At 63.8% G+C, this 19,307-nt stretch carries 7 protein-coding genes; 6 read left to right on the top strand and 1 reads right to left on the bottom strand.

The annotated features are described in order from the left end of the window. The first annotated feature begins 36 nt into the window (after positions 1-36). The 3 genes from IG178_RS14290 to IG178_RS14280 all read left to right on the top strand — a co-directional run bounded on the left by IG178_RS14290 (position 37) and on the right by IG178_RS14280 (position 10,477). On the top strand, positions 37-597 hold the full coding sequence (locus IG178_RS14290) for a PEP-CTERM sorting domain-containing protein (protein WP_193213242.1): 561 nt from the start codon (positions 37-39) through the stop codon (positions 595-597). 97 nt (positions 598-694) lie between these two features. Then, on the top strand, positions 695-3,355 hold the full coding sequence (locus tag IG178_RS14285; protein WP_193213241.1) for a right-handed parallel beta-helix repeat-containing protein: 2,661 nt from the start codon (positions 695-697) through the stop codon (positions 3,353-3,355). Between the two features lie 54 nt (positions 3,356-3,409). Next, a complete protein-coding gene (locus tag IG178_RS14280) occupies positions 3,410-10,477 on the top strand; it encodes a beta strand repeat-containing protein (protein WP_193213240.1) in 7,068 nt (2,355 codons plus the stop codon). A 123-nt stretch (positions 10,478-10,600) separates the two neighbouring features. Here the strand turns inward: IG178_RS14280 and IG178_RS14275 are convergent, their stop codons facing one another. After that, a complete protein-coding gene (locus tag IG178_RS14275) occupies positions 10,601-11,854 on the bottom strand; it encodes a hypothetical protein (protein ID WP_193213239.1) in 1,254 nt (417 codons plus the stop codon). Between the two features lie 212 nt (positions 11,855-12,066). Between IG178_RS14275 and IG178_RS14270 the strand changes: the two genes are divergently transcribed. The 3 genes from IG178_RS14270 to IG178_RS14260 all read left to right on the top strand — a co-directional run bounded on the left by IG178_RS14270 (position 12,067) and on the right by IG178_RS14260 (position 19,289). Continuing rightward, complete coding sequence (locus IG178_RS14270; RefSeq protein ID WP_193213238.1) at positions 12,067-12,822, top strand: RNA polymerase sigma factor; 756 nt, start codon at positions 12,067-12,069, stop codon at positions 12,820-12,822. A gap of 61 nt (positions 12,823-12,883) precedes the next feature. Then, positions 12,884-18,271, top strand: a complete 5,388-nt coding sequence (locus IG178_RS14265; protein ID WP_193213237.1) for a serine/threonine-protein kinase — start codon at positions 12,884-12,886, stop codon at positions 18,269-18,271. 193 nt (positions 18,272-18,464) lie between these two features. Next, positions 18,465-19,289 (top strand): response regulator transcription factor, encoded by an 825-nt coding sequence (locus IG178_RS14260; protein ID WP_193213236.1) that lies wholly within the window; start codon positions 18,465-18,467, stop codon positions 19,287-19,289. Positions 19,290-19,307: the final 18 nt, after the last annotated feature.

The following is a 19,307-nucleotide window of genomic DNA, read 5'->3' as shown; positions in this document are numbered from 1 at the left end:
ACTCGATTCCAGAACCAACCACCGATACCACAAACGATGAAAGCACTTACCTGTCTCTTCGCCCTTGGCATGCTCACCGTTTCCGCATCGGCGGCACAAATCGTCTACGTGTGGGAGGGCTCGCTCAGCGGCTCGCTGGGTGGCAGCAGCTTCACCAGCGAGTCCTTCGTCCTCACCGTGACGGCCGACACCGTGAACATCGCGCCCTATTCCGATGGTGTCTTCGTGCCCAATGACACGGCAACCATCGATCTGCTGGGGCAGACGCTAACGATCACCACGCCCACGACCACCAATCTAAACGATACCTTCGACGGGGTGACTTTCGGCAACGATCTCGTGCAGTTCGACATTCTGCTGATGTTCAACGGCGCGCTGGACGGCTACGACCTCGCCTCGCCGTTCGGGCCGCTGGTCGTGGCTCCGCCGGACACCTTCGTGTCTCAAGCCGGGAATCCGCTGGCAACAAGCGGAGGCGCGCTGCTGATTTCGGACAGTGCCGGAACCACGCTGACCTTCTCCGCGATCCCCGAACCGACCACGCTGGCCCTGCTGGGCCTGGGCGGGCTTACCCTTGGCCGGCGACGCTCACGTTGAGACGCGCTCGGAAAAAACTGATGCGATCGGATCGGGCGGAGATCGCCGATTCATCGCACGAACCGACTCCACCTCCATGAACCCATCCAATCGAGATATGGCCCTGTCCCATTCCCTCCCTCGCCGCACCGCGTGGGTCCCCGCGCTGGCAGTTCTCCTCGGGTTTCAGTTTCTTGCCACCCCGGTTTGCGAAGGCGCTCTCTACCGCTGGACGGCGGACGAAAACAGCAATCTGTGGAACGCCCAGTCGAGTGGAGGCTCCTCCACCTCCTCCAACTGGACCGGCTCCGTCATTCCCGGAGCCGGCGACGGGGTCGTATTCACCGACTCCTACCTGAGTCATCCGATCCGCACGATCCACCTGAACGGAAACCGGGCGGTGGACAGTGCCGGCTTTCAAGATGGAGATTCGTTCACCCTTGGCACCACGGTTGGTGGCGAGACCCTGACGATTGGTCAGGGGACCGAGCTTTTCGGATACGGCATATTTTCCGCCTCATCCGACTCGAGCGCCCGATCGAATGTCATCAACTGCAACGTCGCGATGAACGACAACTCCGGCGACAACACCTTCGGGGTCTACATCGCCACCGGCACCGACGTCACAGTTCATGGCGTCGTGAGCGGCAGCAACGTGCTTCGCAAGGAGCATAGCGGAACGCTGATCCTCACGAATGCGAACACCTACGGCGGAGGAACCACCATCACGGGGTTCGGGACACTCCGGGTGTCCAATACCTCCGGTTCCGCGACCGGGACCGGCCCGGTCACTGTCAATTCGCCAGCCACCCTCGCCGGTGGCGGCCGCGTCGGCGGGGCGATCACCGTCGATGCCGGCGGCTTCATCGCTCCCGGAGCCTCCATCGGCACGCTCACGGCCCTTTCCGGCGTAACGCTCAACGGCACCTACGCCTGCGAGCTCGACGGAGCCTCCGCCGACCAACTGGCGGTGACCGGAACGCTGGATGTCCGGAATGGCACCCTGGACCTGAGGGAGCTCGGCCTCCCGACAGGCACCAGCTTCACCATCGCCACGGCCACGCAGGTGCAGGGACCCTTCGCCTCGGTGACCGGCCTGCGCGCGGGCTTCTGGATCACCTACAACAGTGACTCCATCGTCATCGAGCGGACGACGGTCCTGCATGTGGACGGGGACGCGGCTCCCGGAGGAACCGGGGCGGGTTGGGGAAACGCGCTCGACTCACTGGACCTCGCCCTGTCCGGTGCCGTCCCTGGTGATGAGATCTGGGTGAAGGAGGGCATCTACGTCCCCGGCCATCTCCCCATCAGCCCGGATTCGACCTTCAACGTGCCCGATGGCGTCTCGCTTCTCGGTGGCTTCGACGGCACCGAAGCGGCGTCCAGCCAGCGCGACCCGATGGCCAACCTGACGGTGCTGAGCGGCGACCTGCAGAGCAACGACACCGGCAAGGTCAACGGCATCACGACCACTCCCGCCAACATCGCGGGTACCAACGCTTACAACGTGGTGTCGGTTTCCTTCGCGGCACCGGTCATCGACGGCTTCACCATCACCGGCGGCAGCGCCCTGGTCGCCCCGATCGTCGGCCAGGGTCTCGACTCGCGCGGCGGCGGGATCATCGTCGATACCGACTTCGCACGCATCCCGACTCTTTCGAACTGCCGCATCATCGGCAACACCGCGGTCCAGGGCGGCGGCATCTTCGTCCACAGCAACGGCGGTTGCGACATCGAAAGCTGCGATTTCCGCGCCAACAGCTCCACCGGCCGTGGCGGTGCCGGCTACTTCTGGTGGAGCAACGTCACCACCACGAACTGCAACTTCTCGGGCAACTATGCGGGGGACGACGGAGGGGCGATTTACGACGACCCGCAGGACAAAGGTTCGACGTTGTTTGTGAACTGCACCATCACCGGCAACCGAGCCGTCGATGCCGGCGGGGGCATCAGTGCCAACACCACGGGCTCCAGCTCCTCCCGGATGACCAACACGCTCATCTGGAACAACGCCGCCGCCAGAGGAGTCTCACTCACCAACGTGATCTGGTATGAGTTCTCCAACTGCCTTTTGGAGGGCTTTGCACTGACACCTGAAGGTCCCGGCAACCTCGATGGCCTCGGTGGTGCCAACAACCCCGGGTTCTTCTATCCCCTCGACCCGGCGCTCGCGCCCTCCATCGAAGGCGAATTCCGCCCGGCGCACGACACGGCGGTGCTCAATGCCGGGGACAACACCGCGATCGCCGGCATCTCCCAGGACGTCTCCGGCGAGGCCCGCATCCTCGGCGGAACCGTGGACATCGGCGCCTACGAGGGACCGCTGCACACCCTCTACGAATTCTGGATGAGCGGCTTCTTCCCCGGCGAAACCGACCCCGCGATCATCGGGCCTGCCGCTGACCCGAGCGGCAATGGCATGAACAACGCCCTGTCCTTCGTCACCAACACCAGCCCGCTTTCCACCGAACCGTTGCAGCCGGTCACGATGGAGATTGTCGAGCCCTCCGGCGAATGCCGCTTCCTCGTGCCGGAGGTGAACCAGGGCTGGGAACAGTTCGGCACCTACCTCGAGTATTCCTTCGACCTGGACTTCTGGTGGCGGATGCACCTGAGCAGCGCCGACGGCAGCGGGGAACCCACCCCCGGTCACCCGGGCATCCTCTTCTACCGCGTCGAAGGCACCTATCCCGACTCCGATCTGGAGCGAGTCTTCCTGGATGTCGACAAGGCCAGCCATCCCAAGATCTTCGTCCGGGTCGGCGTCTTCCCGCCTTGAGTGAAGTACGTTGAATCACCAGATCTCCCATCCACAACCCAAGGATCTCCAGTTATGCGAATCACCGCCTCCCACCGGCCCCAATCCGCCACTCAGTCCCGTCGCCGGGCTCCCTGGGGGCTTCTCGGCCTGCTTCTTGCGGCACCGTCGGCCCATGCCGCCACCATCACCTGGGACGCCGAACTCAACAACGGCCTATGGGATGGCTCGCAGATTGTTCCCAGCATCAGAACCAACTGGTCGAACCAGACTGTTCCGGGAACCGCGGACGTGGCCCGCTTCGACGATGCCAGCCTCATCCAAACGATTCGCGCCATCGATCTCCAGGGCAACCAGACCGTGTCCTCCCTGGCGTTCAAATCGGCGACATCCGGCTACACCCTCGACACGGCTGTCTCCAAGTATCAGCTGACGCTCAACTCTGGCGCCATCGGCATCGAGGACGGGAATCACACCATCCACAGCGATGTCGTTCTCGGTGCGAACGGAGTGTGGTCGGTCAACAGCGGTGACAGCCTCGCGGTGAATGGGGTGGTGTCCGGCAGCGCGAACCTGTCCAAAACCGGCGGCGGCACGCTCGGGCTCGGCGGAACAAACATCTACACGGGAGTGACCAGCATCTCCGGTGGAACGCTGCGACTCGATGCGGACAACGTCATTCCAGACACCTCGGTGCTCGTGGTCGGGGGGACGCTCAACATGAATGGCCATGCAGATTCCGTGCTCGGCCTTTCGGGAACAGGATCGGTCAATCTGAACGGCGGCGACCTCACCATTCTCGACTCCTGCGCCTTCGGTGGCCGCGTTTTCGTGACCGGACCGGGAGACTCCAGCATCATCGTGCCCGGCGGCGTCACCTACACCCACGAGATCGATGGTGCACCCGTCACCAGCGACATCGCGAGCCTGACCCCGAGCACGGTCAGCCTCACTTTCGATGTCGATGGCACCGCCAATATCGAGGTGCCGATCAACACAGGCCAAGGCACTGGCAACCTCATCAAGACCGGCACGGGCACGCTCAGCCTCCTCAGTGATGCCAGCGGCTACCAGGGCTCCACCGTTGTGGAAAATGGCATGCTGGTCATCTCGTCGGTCACCCATGCCGTGTCGGGAAACACCAGCAGCATCGGCAACGGAGCGACCACGAACCTTCTCCAGATCGGAGATTCCTCGACCTCCGCCACTCTGGAATTCACCGGCTCCACCGCCAACGGGTCGACCAACCGCGCCATCCAATTAGGCGACAGCGGCGCCACCATCAAGGTCACCCAAGCGGCCGAGACACTCGCCCTGTCGGGGGTGATCTCCGATCATCAAACTTCCGGCGCGCTCACCAAGACAGGTCCGGGCACCCTCGCACTTTCCGGAGCCAGCACCTACAGCGGCGGCACGACGGTCAGTGACGGGACGCTCGCGGTGACCAATGCCTCCGGATCGGGAACGGGCAGCGGTCAAGTGGTGGTTGCCACCGGGGGGACATTAACTGGCCCCGGTTCCATCGATGGAGAGCTGGTGGTGACCGCCACTGGTAAGATTTCACCCGGGACCTCCACCGGCACGCTGACCGTCAATAACGCCTCGGAGGTGCATGGCATCTATGACTGCGAGATCGACGGTGCAACCGCCGATCGCATCACCGCCAGCGGTGCCCTCGACCTCAGCGGATGCATCATCGAGTTCGACGCCGTCAATCCTCCAACCGAGCCCGTTTACGTTCTCGCGTCCGGGTCGAGCATCTCCAATCCGCATGGAAGTGCCACTGCGATCCCCTCAGGCTATGTTCTGACGTATGTCGGCAACGAGCTCCTCCTCATGCAGCCGCTGCCGGTCTATGGTGGCTCCAGCTACCCATTGTCACCCGATTCCGACACTCAGCAGACGGACCTCTGGGATCTCTCGGCGATCATTCCGGGATCGACCTCCTGGACGCTCCTGTCGAACTCCAACACAGGCCTGGTCACGCCCTTGATCGATCCGGCCACCGGAAAGGTGACGCTCAACTTCACCTCCACTCTGACGAATGCTTCCGCCACGCTGGTCTTCCGAGGCTCCAATGCCGCGGGGCAATACGGCGACTGGACGATCACGATCACGACCCGCAGCCCGATCTACGTCGACCTCGCCGCCACCGGCGGCAACGACGGCTCCAGTTGGACCAACGCCTACACCGATCTGCAATCGGCGCTGTCGACGGCGGTCACCGGCGACCACATCTGGGTGTCCCGTGGCCGCTACCTGCCCGGTGCCACACGGGACTCCACCTTCCAACTGGTCAATGACGTCAAGACCTACGGCGGCTTCTCCGGGGTCGAGTTCCATGCCAGCCAGCGGGATCCGGTGGCGAATCCAACCATCCTCAGCGGTGACGTGGACAACAACGACACCGGCACCGACGGCATCGCCCGCACCCCGGCCCAGATCGCGGGCGGCAATGCCTACCATGTGGTCACGGCGGGAGCCGGATTGCTGCTCAACACCGTGCTGGACGGATTCATCGTCACCGCCGGCCAGGCGGATGGCATTGGCGGCCCCTCGCAGGTATCCGGCGGCGGCTTCTATGCTGTTTCGAGCCGCGTCCTCGTGGCCAACTGCCGCTTCATGGGAAATCAGGCCCTCAATCAAGGTGGGGCGATCTATTTGGGAGGCGCGGCGAACGGCCCCGTCATGATCAATTGCACGGTCTCCGGCAATACCGCCACCGAAGGAGGGGGCATTGCCGTGATTGGCGCCTACACGAGCTTCGTGAACTGCGCCATCTATGGCAACCTGGCCACCATCAGCGGAGGCGGCGTGTTGCTTTCCTCCGGCGGCATCTGCGGGCTCTACTCCTGCACGGTCTCCGGCAACCACGGCCAGTCATCCGGCGGAGGGATCACCAACAACAGCTCCACCCTCGATACGATCAACACCATCGTCTGGGGCAATCAGGGCGCCCCTCCAACCGCGCTCGCCGAATTCGGCAGCACCACTCACAATGCATCCTCCTCGCTCCTCGAAGGGATCACGCTCGGCGGCACCAACTTCGACGGCGCGACCAACCCCGGCTTTGTCAGTCCGGTCAACCCGGCCACGCTGCCGACCTCGGAGGGAGATTTGCGCCTCACGACCGGCTCACCCCTGATCGGTCTGGGTGACGTCAATGAACTCAGAGGCGATGACGCGGATCTCGACCAGGATCGTTACACCGCTGAAACACACCCCCGAGACCTCCTCCTCCTGCCGCGCGTGATGGGCGGCGTGCTCGAACCCGGGGCCTACGAGACCCGCCCCGTGCTCTACGTGGATGCCAACGTGAGCGGCGGCACCGGCGACGGCTCCAGCTGGGCCAACGCCTTTCCCTTCCTGCAGGACGCGCTCGATGCGGCCACCGCCGCAGCCGGCGCGGAGATCCGCGTGGCGGGCGGCACCTACCATCCCGATGACGGCGCCTCCGTCACCGCCAACGATCCGGCCGCCGTTTTCCGCATGGCCAATGATGTCGCCCTCTACGGCGGCTACGCCGGTGGCGGCATGCCCGCGCCGGACCTGCGCGACCCCGACACTTGGCCCAGCATCCTCAGCGGCGACCTCGCCGATGACGATGGCGCGCTCCCCGTCGGCACCAATTCCTCCCACGTCGTCGCGGCGGAGACCGTGGACAAGACTGCCATCCTCGACGGCTTCACCGTCACCGGCGGCGTGAACTACCTCGGCAGCGCCCTGGTCTGCTTCTTCGACAGCGCGCCGCGCATCTCGAACTGCCGCTTCACCGGCAACCACGCGACCGAAGCCGTCAATCTGTCCGACCCGCTTTTCGCCAACCAAGGTTCATTCCCTACGGCCGACACAGGCTTCTACGACGGCCTCGGAGGCTGCGTCGTCAGCATCCACAACTTCGGAGATGCTCTCGGTAGTGAAACCTACCCGCCTGGGCTGGTAGGCCCGCTCATCACCGACTGCGTCGTTTCTGGGAACTCCGCCCAGATCGCCGCGGGATATTGGGCTCCGCTGGGCATCGGACTCGCGGTCACCACAGTGGATGGTTGTGACATTTCGGACAACGACGCCACCCTTGCGCCGGAAGGCGGGGTGGGAGGCATCGGATTGCTGCTCAGCAACACGAACATTCTCCGCTGCCGGATCTCCGGAAATGCCGGTGGCACTGGCGGTGTTTACGTCGTTGAAAATGGCCCCAGCGTCATCGCCAACACCCTGATCTCGGGAAACACTGGATGGGCCGGCGGGATCCTTTTTGAAAGCGGCGAGCCGCTACGACTGATCAACTGCACGGTGACCGGCAACAACGGGACCGCCACGGGAGGCATCGCCGCCGCGCTCAATTCTGCCGACCAACTCGTGCTGGACAACTGTCTGGTCTGGAACAACGGCCTGAATGGTTCCGTGACTGCCCCTGGAGCTTCGCTCAATCTGGAGAACTCCACCAATCCCACGCTCAATCATACGATCATCGAAGGAGTGCTCGGCGGACCCTTCACCGCGGCAGACTTCTTTGTCGCGCCCGTCGCCCCCGCCACCGCCCCGACCACCGGTGGCGACTACCGCCTGAAGGCAGGCTCCCTCGTCATCGACAACGGCGACAGCTCACTCCTCTCGCTGCCCGACGGCCGCTTTCTCGGTGCGGCGACCAATGCCTCCGGCGCGCTCGACCTGAGCGGCGCCACCGATCTTTTCGGTGCTGCGCGTCTCTACGGCAGCGACATCGACATCGGCGCCTACGAGTGGACCGCCCTATCCGTCACCGGCATCTCCCCGGCCCTGGCCGGACCCACCAACGCCGGCTCGCTCGACTTCACAGTCACCTTCAACCAGCCGGTGATCGGGTTCGATGCCTTCGGCGACCTGACCCTTGTCACCACCGGAACCGCCACCGCCACCGGCGCCACCTTCTCGGGATCGGGCCACACCTACACCGTCACCCTCACCGGCGTGAGCGGCGACGGCACCCTCGCCCTGAAAGTGAACACCGCGAGCGATGTGACCGCCACCGACGGCCACGCCCTCGCGTCCAGCCCGACCAGCGCCGCCGTGGCGATCGACCACACCGCGCCGACCGTGGTCTCCATCACCCCGAACGTCACCAGCCCCACCAACGCCACCAATATCGAGTTCACGATCACGTTCAGTGAAGTGGTGACGAACGTGAGTGGCCACGATATGATTTTTGAACTCGCGATTCCATCCTACCAGGACGCGATTCTCACGGGATCCGGAGACACTTACATAGTGTCTGTCACTGGCATATCCGGGGATGGCACCATTACGCTTGGGGTGCGCCCCACGGGCACCGATGTGGTTGATGCAGCAGGCAATCTGCTCACTACCGGTCACAGCGGCGTTACCACCACCTTCGATCACACCGCGCCGACGGTGACGACGGTTTTCTCGGACAACGTCGGACCTACAAAAGCCACTGATCAGCTTTTCGCCATCCTTTTCAGCGAGCCGGTGACGGGCTTCGATGCCTCCGATCTGAGCTTCGTGCTGACGGGCGACGTCAATTACACCTCGACGACCCTCACGGGATCCGGGAGCTCCTACTCGCTGGTTGTCGACGGCATCAGCGGCACCGGCACGATGGCTCTGGAGGTGCTCACCACGGGCAACGATGTGGCCGATGCCGCGGGCAACCTGCTCTCTTCCGGTGCCACCAGCGCGCCCTCGACGATCGACAACACCGGCCCCTCCGCCATCTCGATCACACCGCTTTCCTACTCCGTGTTCACCGTGGTGTTTGATGAACCTGTCAGCGGTTTCAATGCCTTCGCCGATTTGGTTCTGATCACCACGGGCGACTCCAGGGCGACCCATGCCAGCATCTCCGGTTCGGGCGACACCTACACCGTGACCCTTGAGGGTGTAAGCGGGGAAGGCACCCTTGCCCTGAGAGTCAGCACCACCAGCAATGTGACCGACCTCGCCACCAATCCGCTCGCCTCCAGTGTGACCAGCGCTGCCGTCGAGATCGGCGACATCGTCCGGCCCTTCGTGCTCTCCATCGTTCCCACCACGCCCAATCCGGTCCTCGGCACCTCCGCCGACTACCTGGTGACCTTCAGCGAACCGGTCGTGAACTTCAATGACAGCAACGACCTTCTCATCCAGACCCTCGGAACCGTCAGCTACACAGGCGTGACCTTCTCGGGCTCGGGTGCCCAATACACGGTCACCATTAACGGCCTCACCGGTGATGGTATTTTGCGGATGCGGACGCAAGTTTCCGATATTGAGGATCTTTCCGGCAACTCCTTGGATACCCGGATCCCCTACGGCAACCAATACGAGATCGGCTCGCCGACCGGGCCGCGCGTCGTCAGCATCACGCCCGCCACCACTGGCCCCGTGACATCCGGCACCTACGTCCAATTTTCGGTCGTCTTCTCGGAAGCCGTCACCGGATTCGATAGCAATGCGGACATGGAACTCTCCCTCTCGAACATCGGCAGGCACAACTTCCATAGTTTTGCCACCACCGACGGGATCACCCACACGTTTCAAGCGACCTGCTACCTTCAGGACGGCTTTACCAGTGGGACGCTCGCGCTCGGCCTCACTGGCATCGAAGGCATCCAGGGGCTCGATGGCAGCCCGTTGCTCAACGGTGCGACCTCGCCGACCGTCAACTTCACGGCGACGCCCTACCAGATCTGGGGGATTGCCAACGGCCTCACCGCCGGCGTGGACTTCGAATACGGTTTGGACGGGGATCTCGACGGACTCCCGAATGGCGTCGAGTTTATTCGCAACCTCAACCCGAAGGTGGCGGACGCCAACCAGACGCGCCAGATGTTCCACCTCGTGGAGATCGGCGGCCAGAAATACGGCGTCCTGACCCTCGCCTGCCGCACCGACGCCCCCTACGAAGTGCTCGCCGACGGCTGGCTCCGGGCCCAGCATTACCCGATCTCGGATATCGGCTCCGAAGACCACATCGAGGCCTCAACCGACCTCCAGTTCGGCGGCGCCGGCAAGCCCGCCATCATCCAGGACCTCACCTTGCCAACGCCAGCCGGCCTGCCCACCCTCGACTCCGGCTACGCCTGGTATCACTTCCGCTTCGTCGATCCCGTCTCCACCCTCGGCCGCGGCTTCATGCAGTGGCACTATGAGGACAATGATTGAGTACATAATCGGCCCCCACAATCCCAAGAGTCGGGCGAGACCAGTCGAGACCAACTTCAATCGAGCACGAAGAGCCCGCAACACCCCGGAGCTGCGGGCTTTTCGACGGCGCCATGGATCAGATCAGGGAGCGACCGGTGTCGGACGCATAACGAAGGCCCGGCACACGCCCTCGAACATCTTGAATCCAGCGATCCATCCGTATCCCGTTGAATTGGCATCGCTGATCGAGTGCGAGTTCATGTACCAGGTGCTAATGCCACCCGTCGCGGTCCAGCGATCCAGGTCGTCCGCCTCTCCGCTGGAACCAAGCAGGTCATCCATCCAAAGGAATCCTCCTGCAGGCGAGTAGGTGAAGTAGCGGGAATCCACCTGTCCGAAGGTCTGCAGGGCGTCATTGATCATCCAGACCGAGCCACTGTAGGTCGGCGAGGCAAGTTCTTCCCACCCTGCGCCGGGCGTCCAGATGCCGGGATGCTGGCCGGAGAAGCGCCGTTTGACGAATCCCCCAACGACCGTTCCGTTGTCCGAGATGTCTTTCGCATAGAAGGACTCAAACCGCGTTCCCAGTCCCACCACGGTGATTCCTCCGCCCGGTTCGGCGATGTAGGAGTCCTGGCCCTGATCGGCGTCTTCCGACCAGCAGATCTGCCCCGCATTGTTCACGCTGAGACTCCAGACCGCGCCATTGAGCAAGGTCACCATCTCGGTGACTTCGGGAGTGGTGCGCGGCGACCAGCAATGGATCTCGTCAGGACTGCCGCTGCGGGTCACCTCGGCGACGAAATAGTCGCCGCTCTCGGAGGCATCCTCCAGAAGCACCGCTACGGCTCCAACCGGCACCGGAAAGATCTCGAACCACGCCACGCTCACGCTGATGCCATCATCGACGAGTTGAGCCGCAAAACACCCACAGTTGTAGTCGCTGCCCGGGCTTGGGATGAGATCGCCGCCGACCAGCAGGCTGTTGCTGATCTTGGTGACGGCGTTCAGCTTCCAGCCATCCGGCAGGACATCGCCCTCATGGGTCCCACTCCGGACAAGCTCCTCGAGATTGATCAGGGGGCGCCCGGGAAAGGACACCACGCCATAGCGATCCTCAGCGGATCCACCGGGACGTACCTGTCCCACGGCTACCCCGCTCGGGTCAACATCCCAGAGCCGCGTGTCATCCGGAGAGTCCGCCGGCGTCAACCAGCGGATCTCATAGTGAATCGGCGGCTCGGCCGGAGGCGGGGGAGGAGGATCCTCGCCTCCCGGATTCCCGCCTTTCTTGGCGTGAAGGGGCAAGGCAAGCGCGAAGATCGCACCCATTCCCAATCGCAGGACACGCTCCGACGCCTGCACCAACTCGATCATCTTCCATTTCGTTTTCATGATTTCTGGCCGGGAAAAGTTGTTCCGGTTCAACCTGAGAAACCTTTCCGGAAGATGCCGTGACGTTTGCCGCGGATGATTTCACAAACTTCACGGCCCGCGACGCTTTCCGAATGATCGACCCGTCTCGCGGAGCACGGGTCAATCAAGCTTGAGCCCGCGGCGAAACTTCCTAACGTGCTATCGCACTTTGAATCATGATCCGGCGAATCATGCCCAACCCGATTCTCGAAACCTGCCATTCGAGGGCCGAGATGCCGACCACCCGCTGGTCCATCGTGCAAGCGCTTGGCGGTGACTCCGAGCCGCGGCAGGTGGCTCTCGAGATGTTTGCCCGCAACTACTGGCCGGCCGTTTACGGCTTCATCCGGCGCAAGGGACACAACTCCGCCGAAGCCGAAGATCTCACCCAGGACTTCCTGCTGGCCCTCATCGCCCGGGACGCCTTCGAAGACCTCACCGCCCACAAGGGGCGCTTCCGCAGCTGGTTGCTGGCGTCGCTCACCAACTTTCTCCGCAACGACTGGCGGGACCGCAATCGCCTCAAGCGGGGCGGAGGGGTCCCCCATCTGTCGATCGACCGTGACCTCGGGGAAGCCTGGCTGGAGGCGTCTTCCCACGATTCGGCCAGCCCCGACGTGGTCTTTGACCGGAGCTGGGCCTGCGGCATCCTCGAACGCGCCATGGCGCAATTGACCGCGGAATACCAGGAAAACGGCCGGCCCGAAGTGGTCCGGGTGCTTGCTCCCATGATCGCCGGACACGCACCCCGGATCAGCTTTGCCGAGGCCGGCCGGTTGTTGGGTCTCACCGAGGATGCCGCCCGGCGGGCCGGCTTCCGGATGCGTCAGAAACTGCGCGTCCTGATCCGCAGCGAGGTCTCGGCCACGGTGGCGGACTCGGAGGACATCGATGCCGAAATCGACGAACTCTTCGCAATCTTCGAAACCCCGGCGCCAATGTCCTAGCCATTCCGTCACGTTCGCGGCCGATCGGGTTTCTCTCCCTCAAGAGACCCTTGTTTGCGCCATGCCCCATGCCCCCTCCCCCGATACCACCACCCGCTGCGAGACTTGTGGCAAGGTGGTGGCCCGCTCCACCTCGCTTCTCCTCCCGCTCTGTCCCGCCTGCCTGCTACAAGCAGGACGAACGCCATCCGGCAATCGCGGCAAGCGCCCCGTCGCCGGGACCACCGTCGCCGGGACCACCTGGGCGGAGGTCTTTCCCCAATGGCGGCTCGAAGACCGGCTTCACGAGAGCGACCAGGAAGCCACCTTCGCCGTTTCCGTCCCCGATGGCGAACGCGAGGAGCAGGCCATCCTGCAGGTGTTGACCGGCACAGCGCTCGAACGGGCGGGAGGCGCGGCGGCGCTTGAGGACCGGGCACGCCGTTTCGCGACTGCCGGCATGGATGGCGTGGCAAGCATCCTCGAGTTCGGGGATCTCTGTGGCGCCTTCTATTTCCTTACCGTCCGCCCCGAGCACCCGACCCTCCGGGAGGCCCTCGCCGCCCACGGCCCGACAAACTTCCCCGAACGCCTTTCAATCATCATGACGTCCACCGCCGGCGTGATGGAGCGTGCCCATGCGGAAGGCTTGTCCCTGAGCGTCACGCCCGGAACGACCTTCATCGATCTCGAGACCGGCGAAGTCACCCTCACCCCCTCCCTCATTCCCCCGGGATCGGGGTCCCGCACGAACGCGTCCTTGAACCCGGCGGTTACTTTGGAGCCGGGCACCCGCCTCGGGGCATTCGAACTCCTCGAACGCTGCGGCGAGGGCGGCTTCGGGGAAGTATGGAAAGGGCACCAGCATCGTCCCGTCCAGCGGGACGCCGCGATCAAGGTCCTCAAGTCCGGGCTTTTCTCCCCGCGGGCCCGGGCGCGGTTCGAACTCGAACAGCAGGCCCTGGCCCGCCTCGATCATCCGCACATCGCCCGTTTCTTCGATGGCGGGGCCACGCGCGACGGTCGCCCGTATTTCGCGATGGAATGGATCGAAGGCAGCTCCCTGGCCGAGTTCTGCACCGCGGCACGACCCTCCCTCGACAAGCGTCTCCAGCTCTTTCGCCAGATCGCCACCGCCATCCACCATGCTCACCTGAAGGGCTTCATTCACCGGGACCTCAAGCCGTCGAACGTCATGGTCGTCAAAAGCGGCGACATGGTAACGGCCAAGGTGATCGATTTCGGCATTGCCCGTGTCCTGGACGAATCCGATCACACCCTCCTGACACGGGGCGAGGAGATCGTCGGCACCCCGGCCTCGATGAGCCCCGAGCAGGCCGCCGGTGCCGGGGAGGGCGAACTTGATGCCCGCAGCGATGTCTACGGTCTCGGGGTCCTGCTCTACGAATTGCTCGCCGGCCGCCTCCCCTTCGATCCCAAGCTGCCCTTCGACGAACTGCGCCGCCACATCCGCGAGATCGATCCCCCCAAGCCCTCCTCTCTCGTCAAGGATTCGGAGGAGCATCGCCACATCCGCGGCGAGCTCGACTGGATCACCCTCCGTTGCCTCGAGAAGGATCCCGCCCGGCGCTACCCCTCGGTCTCGTCGCTCTTGCAGGACCTCGATCGGCGGGCCAACGAAGAACCCGTCGAAGCCGGCCCGCCGGAGCTTGCCTATCGGATGCGGAAATTCGCCAAACGCCGCAAGGGCCCTCTGGCCGCCGCGACGATGGTGGTCGCGGCACTGGTCACCGCCACCTTGGTGAGCCTCGCCCAGCTGAAGGTCGCCCGGGCGGAAAGCCACGCCGCCCGTGAGGCCGAGCGCATTGCCGACCAGCAGCGGAATGAAGCCGTGACAGCGAAGGACAACGCCAAGCAGATTTCCGATTTCCTCATTGACCTGCTGAGGAGCCCCACGCCGTGGGAGCAGGGGGAGGACGTCAAGGTGATCGACCTCCTCGACAAGGCGCTTGTCGATCTGAGGGCGAACGAAACGATGCCACCCGAGCGGAAAGTCGTGCTGCTCCGCACCCTCAGCGACTCCTTTCAAAAACTCGGGAGGTACCTGGGGGCCGCCGAAGTGGAGGAGGATGCCTTCGCGCTCGACGAACAGGCCCATCGGTCCGACGGGGCACGGCGTGATGCCACTTGGCGTCTCATCAACTCTTACACCCATGCCGGTCGCTTCGAGGAGCGCGCGAGCTTGGCTCGGAGCTTCATGGAACGCGGTCTCAAGGAGGGCGGCCCGCGGAGCCACGACGCGCTTCTGGGTCGCTTCTGGCTGGCCACCGGCGATTTGATGAGCGGGCGATACCAACGGGCCTATGCCGAGCTCTCCGAGCTGCACTCGCAGATCGGCGAGACGGAGTCCTCCGGAGATCGGGCCGGCCTCGCGCGAGCCATCCGCTGGCAGCTGGGAATGGCGTGTTTCCGCACCAAGCGCCACTGGATGGCTCGCCAACATCTCGACGCCGTCCTTGCCTCTTACGATTCGTCGGAGGAACGCTGGTCCGGATCACACTTTGGTTGCGTGCGGGATTACGTTGGCGTTCTGGCAGAAGGGGTAGACCCGAAGCGAGCTGCAGACATCGCGCGACATATGCTCGAGAACGCCGGCATTTGGAAGTTGGACGTCATGCAAACGAGCTTTGTCGAGGGAGATTTGGCCACTGCCCTGCAAGCCTCGGGGGAGATCGAACAGGCTCGCGTGTTGGAGAGAAAATTGTTAGCGGACACCGGCGGCCGCGCCAGCTCCGGCCATTACCTGAGCCTGAGTTTGCACCAGCGTCTCGCCCTCCGCGAATCCGGCGACGCCGCTGAGGGAATCGCCAGGTCCAAAGCCCTCCTCGCGAAGGCCTTGGCGGCTGCGGGAAACCACTATGCCCCGAAGTCGCGCGAAGTGGTCGACATCCGAAAGAACCTGATGAGTCACGCCTTGAAGCACGGGGACGACCCCACCTTCGTCGCAGCTTGCCGGGATTTCCTCGATGCCTTCGTTCACGCCCCCACGGAAAACCCGAGTTCCCCCGCTTCCAGCCCGGAGGATCGGCATCTCCTCGGCCGGATGAATTTCGCCGCGGTCCAGTCAATGCCCGAGATCGCTGCTTCCGCATCGGTTCCTCTCGCTCTGATTCCCACCTTGGACGACTCGTTCACCGCCATTCATCACCGGCTCATCGATCTTCGCGAATATGATCTGGCAACACCGTTCGCGGAGACCCTTGCCGCCAAGGCCCGGGAGATGCTCGGGGAAGCATCGGACGACTACATTGGAAGATGCAAGGACCTCGCGAACACCTATGAAGCAGCCGGAAGGATGGACGATGCCCGAGTCATCAAGATGCATATCCGCAAGCTCGTCACGAGGCTACTCCCCGAAGGCCACCTCGTAAGCCTATTTTCGGAAATCGATGCGGCCGATGAGTTCATTCGGCAAGGCAACCCCGCGGAGGGGATCCTGATGTTGGAATCTCTCATCCCGCGCTTGGATGAGCACATCCCTCGCGGCGGTCCGACCTATTTCGCATTGAGCATGCTGGCCGGGGTCCATGCCAATATCGGACGCTTCGAGGACTTCGCTCTCTGCAGCGAACGACGCTTGGAGTGGCTGCGGCAACACCGTCCCGACGACCCCCGATCCCAGACGATTCAAGCCGACGCCGCCAACGGTTTCCTCCGGGCCGGTCGCTATCGACGGGCCCTCGACCATTTTGAAGAGCTCCTCGACCGGCTGGAGAACACCACCGTCGAGTTGCCGCTCCCATTCAAGGGCGATGTCACGGCCCGGATCGGATACGCGCTGATGCATCTGGGCGACTATGAACGGGGTGCCTCCCGGCTCGAGGAAGGCATTGAACTGGTGAAGCCGCATCTGGGCGCAAGGGAATTCAACAACCCGTTCAACTATCATGGCAGTCTCGCAAGGTGCTATCGTGAGCTGGGAAAACCGCGGCGGGCGATCGAAGTTTCAAAGGACATCCTGAACGACTGCCGCGAGGTTCTCGACGGAAATGACGGATGGTTGCTCTTTCGTAAGTATCAACTCGTCGAGGCGCTCCAACAGGCAGGTGCGCAGTCCGAGGCGGCCGTCCTGCTGGAGTCCATGCTTGTGCGTCTCCCCGATCGCATTCCACTGCCCGATCGTGCCAGCGTCCTGGCCCGGTTGGCGCTCGCCTACCGCGCCCTGGACCGGCCGGCAGATGCCACCAGGGTACAGGCGGCACGTCACGACTACGAACTCGAGCTCTTGGCCGGGCTCTATCGGAATGCGCTGGAGGACACCGCGGACCATCCTGAGGTCCTGATCGCCCCCGACTCGAGGTGGCGGTGGTTCCGGGCTGAAAACGGATCGGACCCCAGCCCTGACGATCCCGGATTCTTCACCACCTTCATGATGCCCGACTTCGACGACTCCGGTTGGGAGAATGATCGCGACTCGGTGCTGGGTGGATTCGGCTACGAGGACTTCGAGGGTCAATGGACCGGTGAAGTCGACATCCGCCGCGCCCAGGACAAGAGCGCCCCTCAGCTCGCCTTCTTCCGGCACCGTTTCACCAGCACCCGGCCTTTCAACCGCCTGGAGCTCCAGCTACAAGCCGACGACGGCGTCGTCATCTTCCTCGACGGCAAGGAAGTCGGCCGCGACAACCTCCCATCCGACCCGCTGGATGCATCCCTCCAGCCCTCGAAATGTCGCGGCTTGTCGGCCGGGAGCCTCAGCCGCATCAAGCTCACGGCTGCATTGGACGCCGGAGAGCATGTGCTGGCTCTGTCCCTGCACGACTACAACTGCTGGAACGAGGACCTGCGGCTCGCGGGGGTGCGGCTGCTGGCATGGAACGAGCCGGATGCGGACAAGCCGCCGATCGAAGCTCATGATGAGCCCACCCAAAGCTTCCAACGACCTTCGATGGAGGAGCATGCCCGGGAAGCGCTCGACCGACGGGATCCCGTGGTCATCCGACAATCCGCCTTGATCCTGGCCGCCCGCAAGGACCCCGCCGCTTTCCTCGAGTTCTGCAAACTACTGCCCCCCTATCTGCAACAGGACCCGACGCCGAACGACCTCCGGATGATCGGATACCTCCTGCTCTACCCGACCGCACGCCGGAACCCCGGCCTCGTGGAAGAAGGGTGCCGCGCCCTCCGGCAGGGCCTGGCATTCCAAGGAAGCGAGAGGTCGAAGACGATCTCCTATGCCCTGATCGCCTACCGGGAGGGCAACTTCGATGAAGCATGGAAGCTGCTCTCGCCGCCCCTCGAAGTCGTCCACGAGTTGGACCGTTGCATGATTTTCTTTCTGCGGGGAATGGCCGCCGCCCGGCTGGGCAAGCCCGCCGAGGCGAAGCGGGACATCGCGAGGGGGAGACAATTGCTTTATGATCCGAAGTACGACGCGCGAGCGGGCGACAACCTGGATGATGCCTACCTGTTCCTCCGGGAGGCGGAGGAACTGTTGGAAAAGAACTGAGCCGGAAGTCCCCGCATGAACGGATCACCTTGGAGCCGCCCACCGGAAGCCGTGTCCATCGCCCGCCATCCAGCGAGGCACGCCACATCGGGCGAATGTCCGACCTCCCGAATGATCGATGCCTTCCATTCGCGGCGGCCGCTTGCTTGCCGCCAGAAGCACGCCCCGAGCCCACCGCTTTCCTGCTGATCCCATGAACCCGCTCACTGCTCCGCAGCCCGAATCATTGCCACTTGAGGACGTCGGACGGATCGTGCGCTTGCTCGGCGAGATCGCGGTCGCCGGCGGCACGATGGCCGAAAAGCGAACGTCGTTGCTCCAGGGCCTCGCGAGACTGATTGACTCGGATGCCTGGATCTGGGGAGTCTCCCAGCATTCCGAAAGCGGCCGCCAGCCGGAGTATGCCTGCATCGTGAGGGGCGGATTTTCGGACGAGCAGTTCACCAGCGCCCTGCAGGCCAACGAGCATCCCGACATGCAACGGCTTTGCGCCCCGATTTTCGCGGACTTTGCGGCGGACAAGCGGCCTCTGACACGGCGTCGCGAACAGATCATTCCCGATGCCGTCTACGATGCCTCCGAAGTGGCCTCGATCTGGAAGGAGGCCGGCGTGGGACCGGTGATCCTGAGCTTTCACCCGCTCAATCACGGGGGCGCCAGCGCCGTGGCGTTGTACCGCCGTTTCGGCCGGCCCGCCTTCTCGCCGCGGGAATCGCGGATTGCCCACGTCGTGCTACTGGAAGTCCCGTGGCTGCACTTTGACATCCCGGGAATCGATACACCGCCACTGCGGATGGGGCCCCGTCTCCGGCAGGTGCTGAACCTCCTGATCCAGGGCGCGTCCCGGAAGGAGATTGCCTCCCACCTGGGGATCTCGATCCACACGGTTTCCGGCTACTGCAAGGAGCTCTACGCGAAATTCAAGGTAAACTCCCATGCCGAACTCGTCAGCCGGTTCTCACACGGCGACGGCGGCGATCGCGCCCAGGAGAACGGCGGGACGGGTTCCGTCGGCTGAGACCGCTCACCCGGTCCA

The organism is Neoluteolibacter marinus (assembly GCF_014904755.1).
In the GTDB taxonomy this organism is placed as follows: Bacteria; Verrucomicrobiota; Verrucomicrobiia; order Verrucomicrobiales; family Akkermansiaceae; genus Haloferula; species Haloferula marina.
Note: the sequence above shows the minus strand (reverse complement) of the source record. Positions and strands in the feature narration are given on the sequence as shown.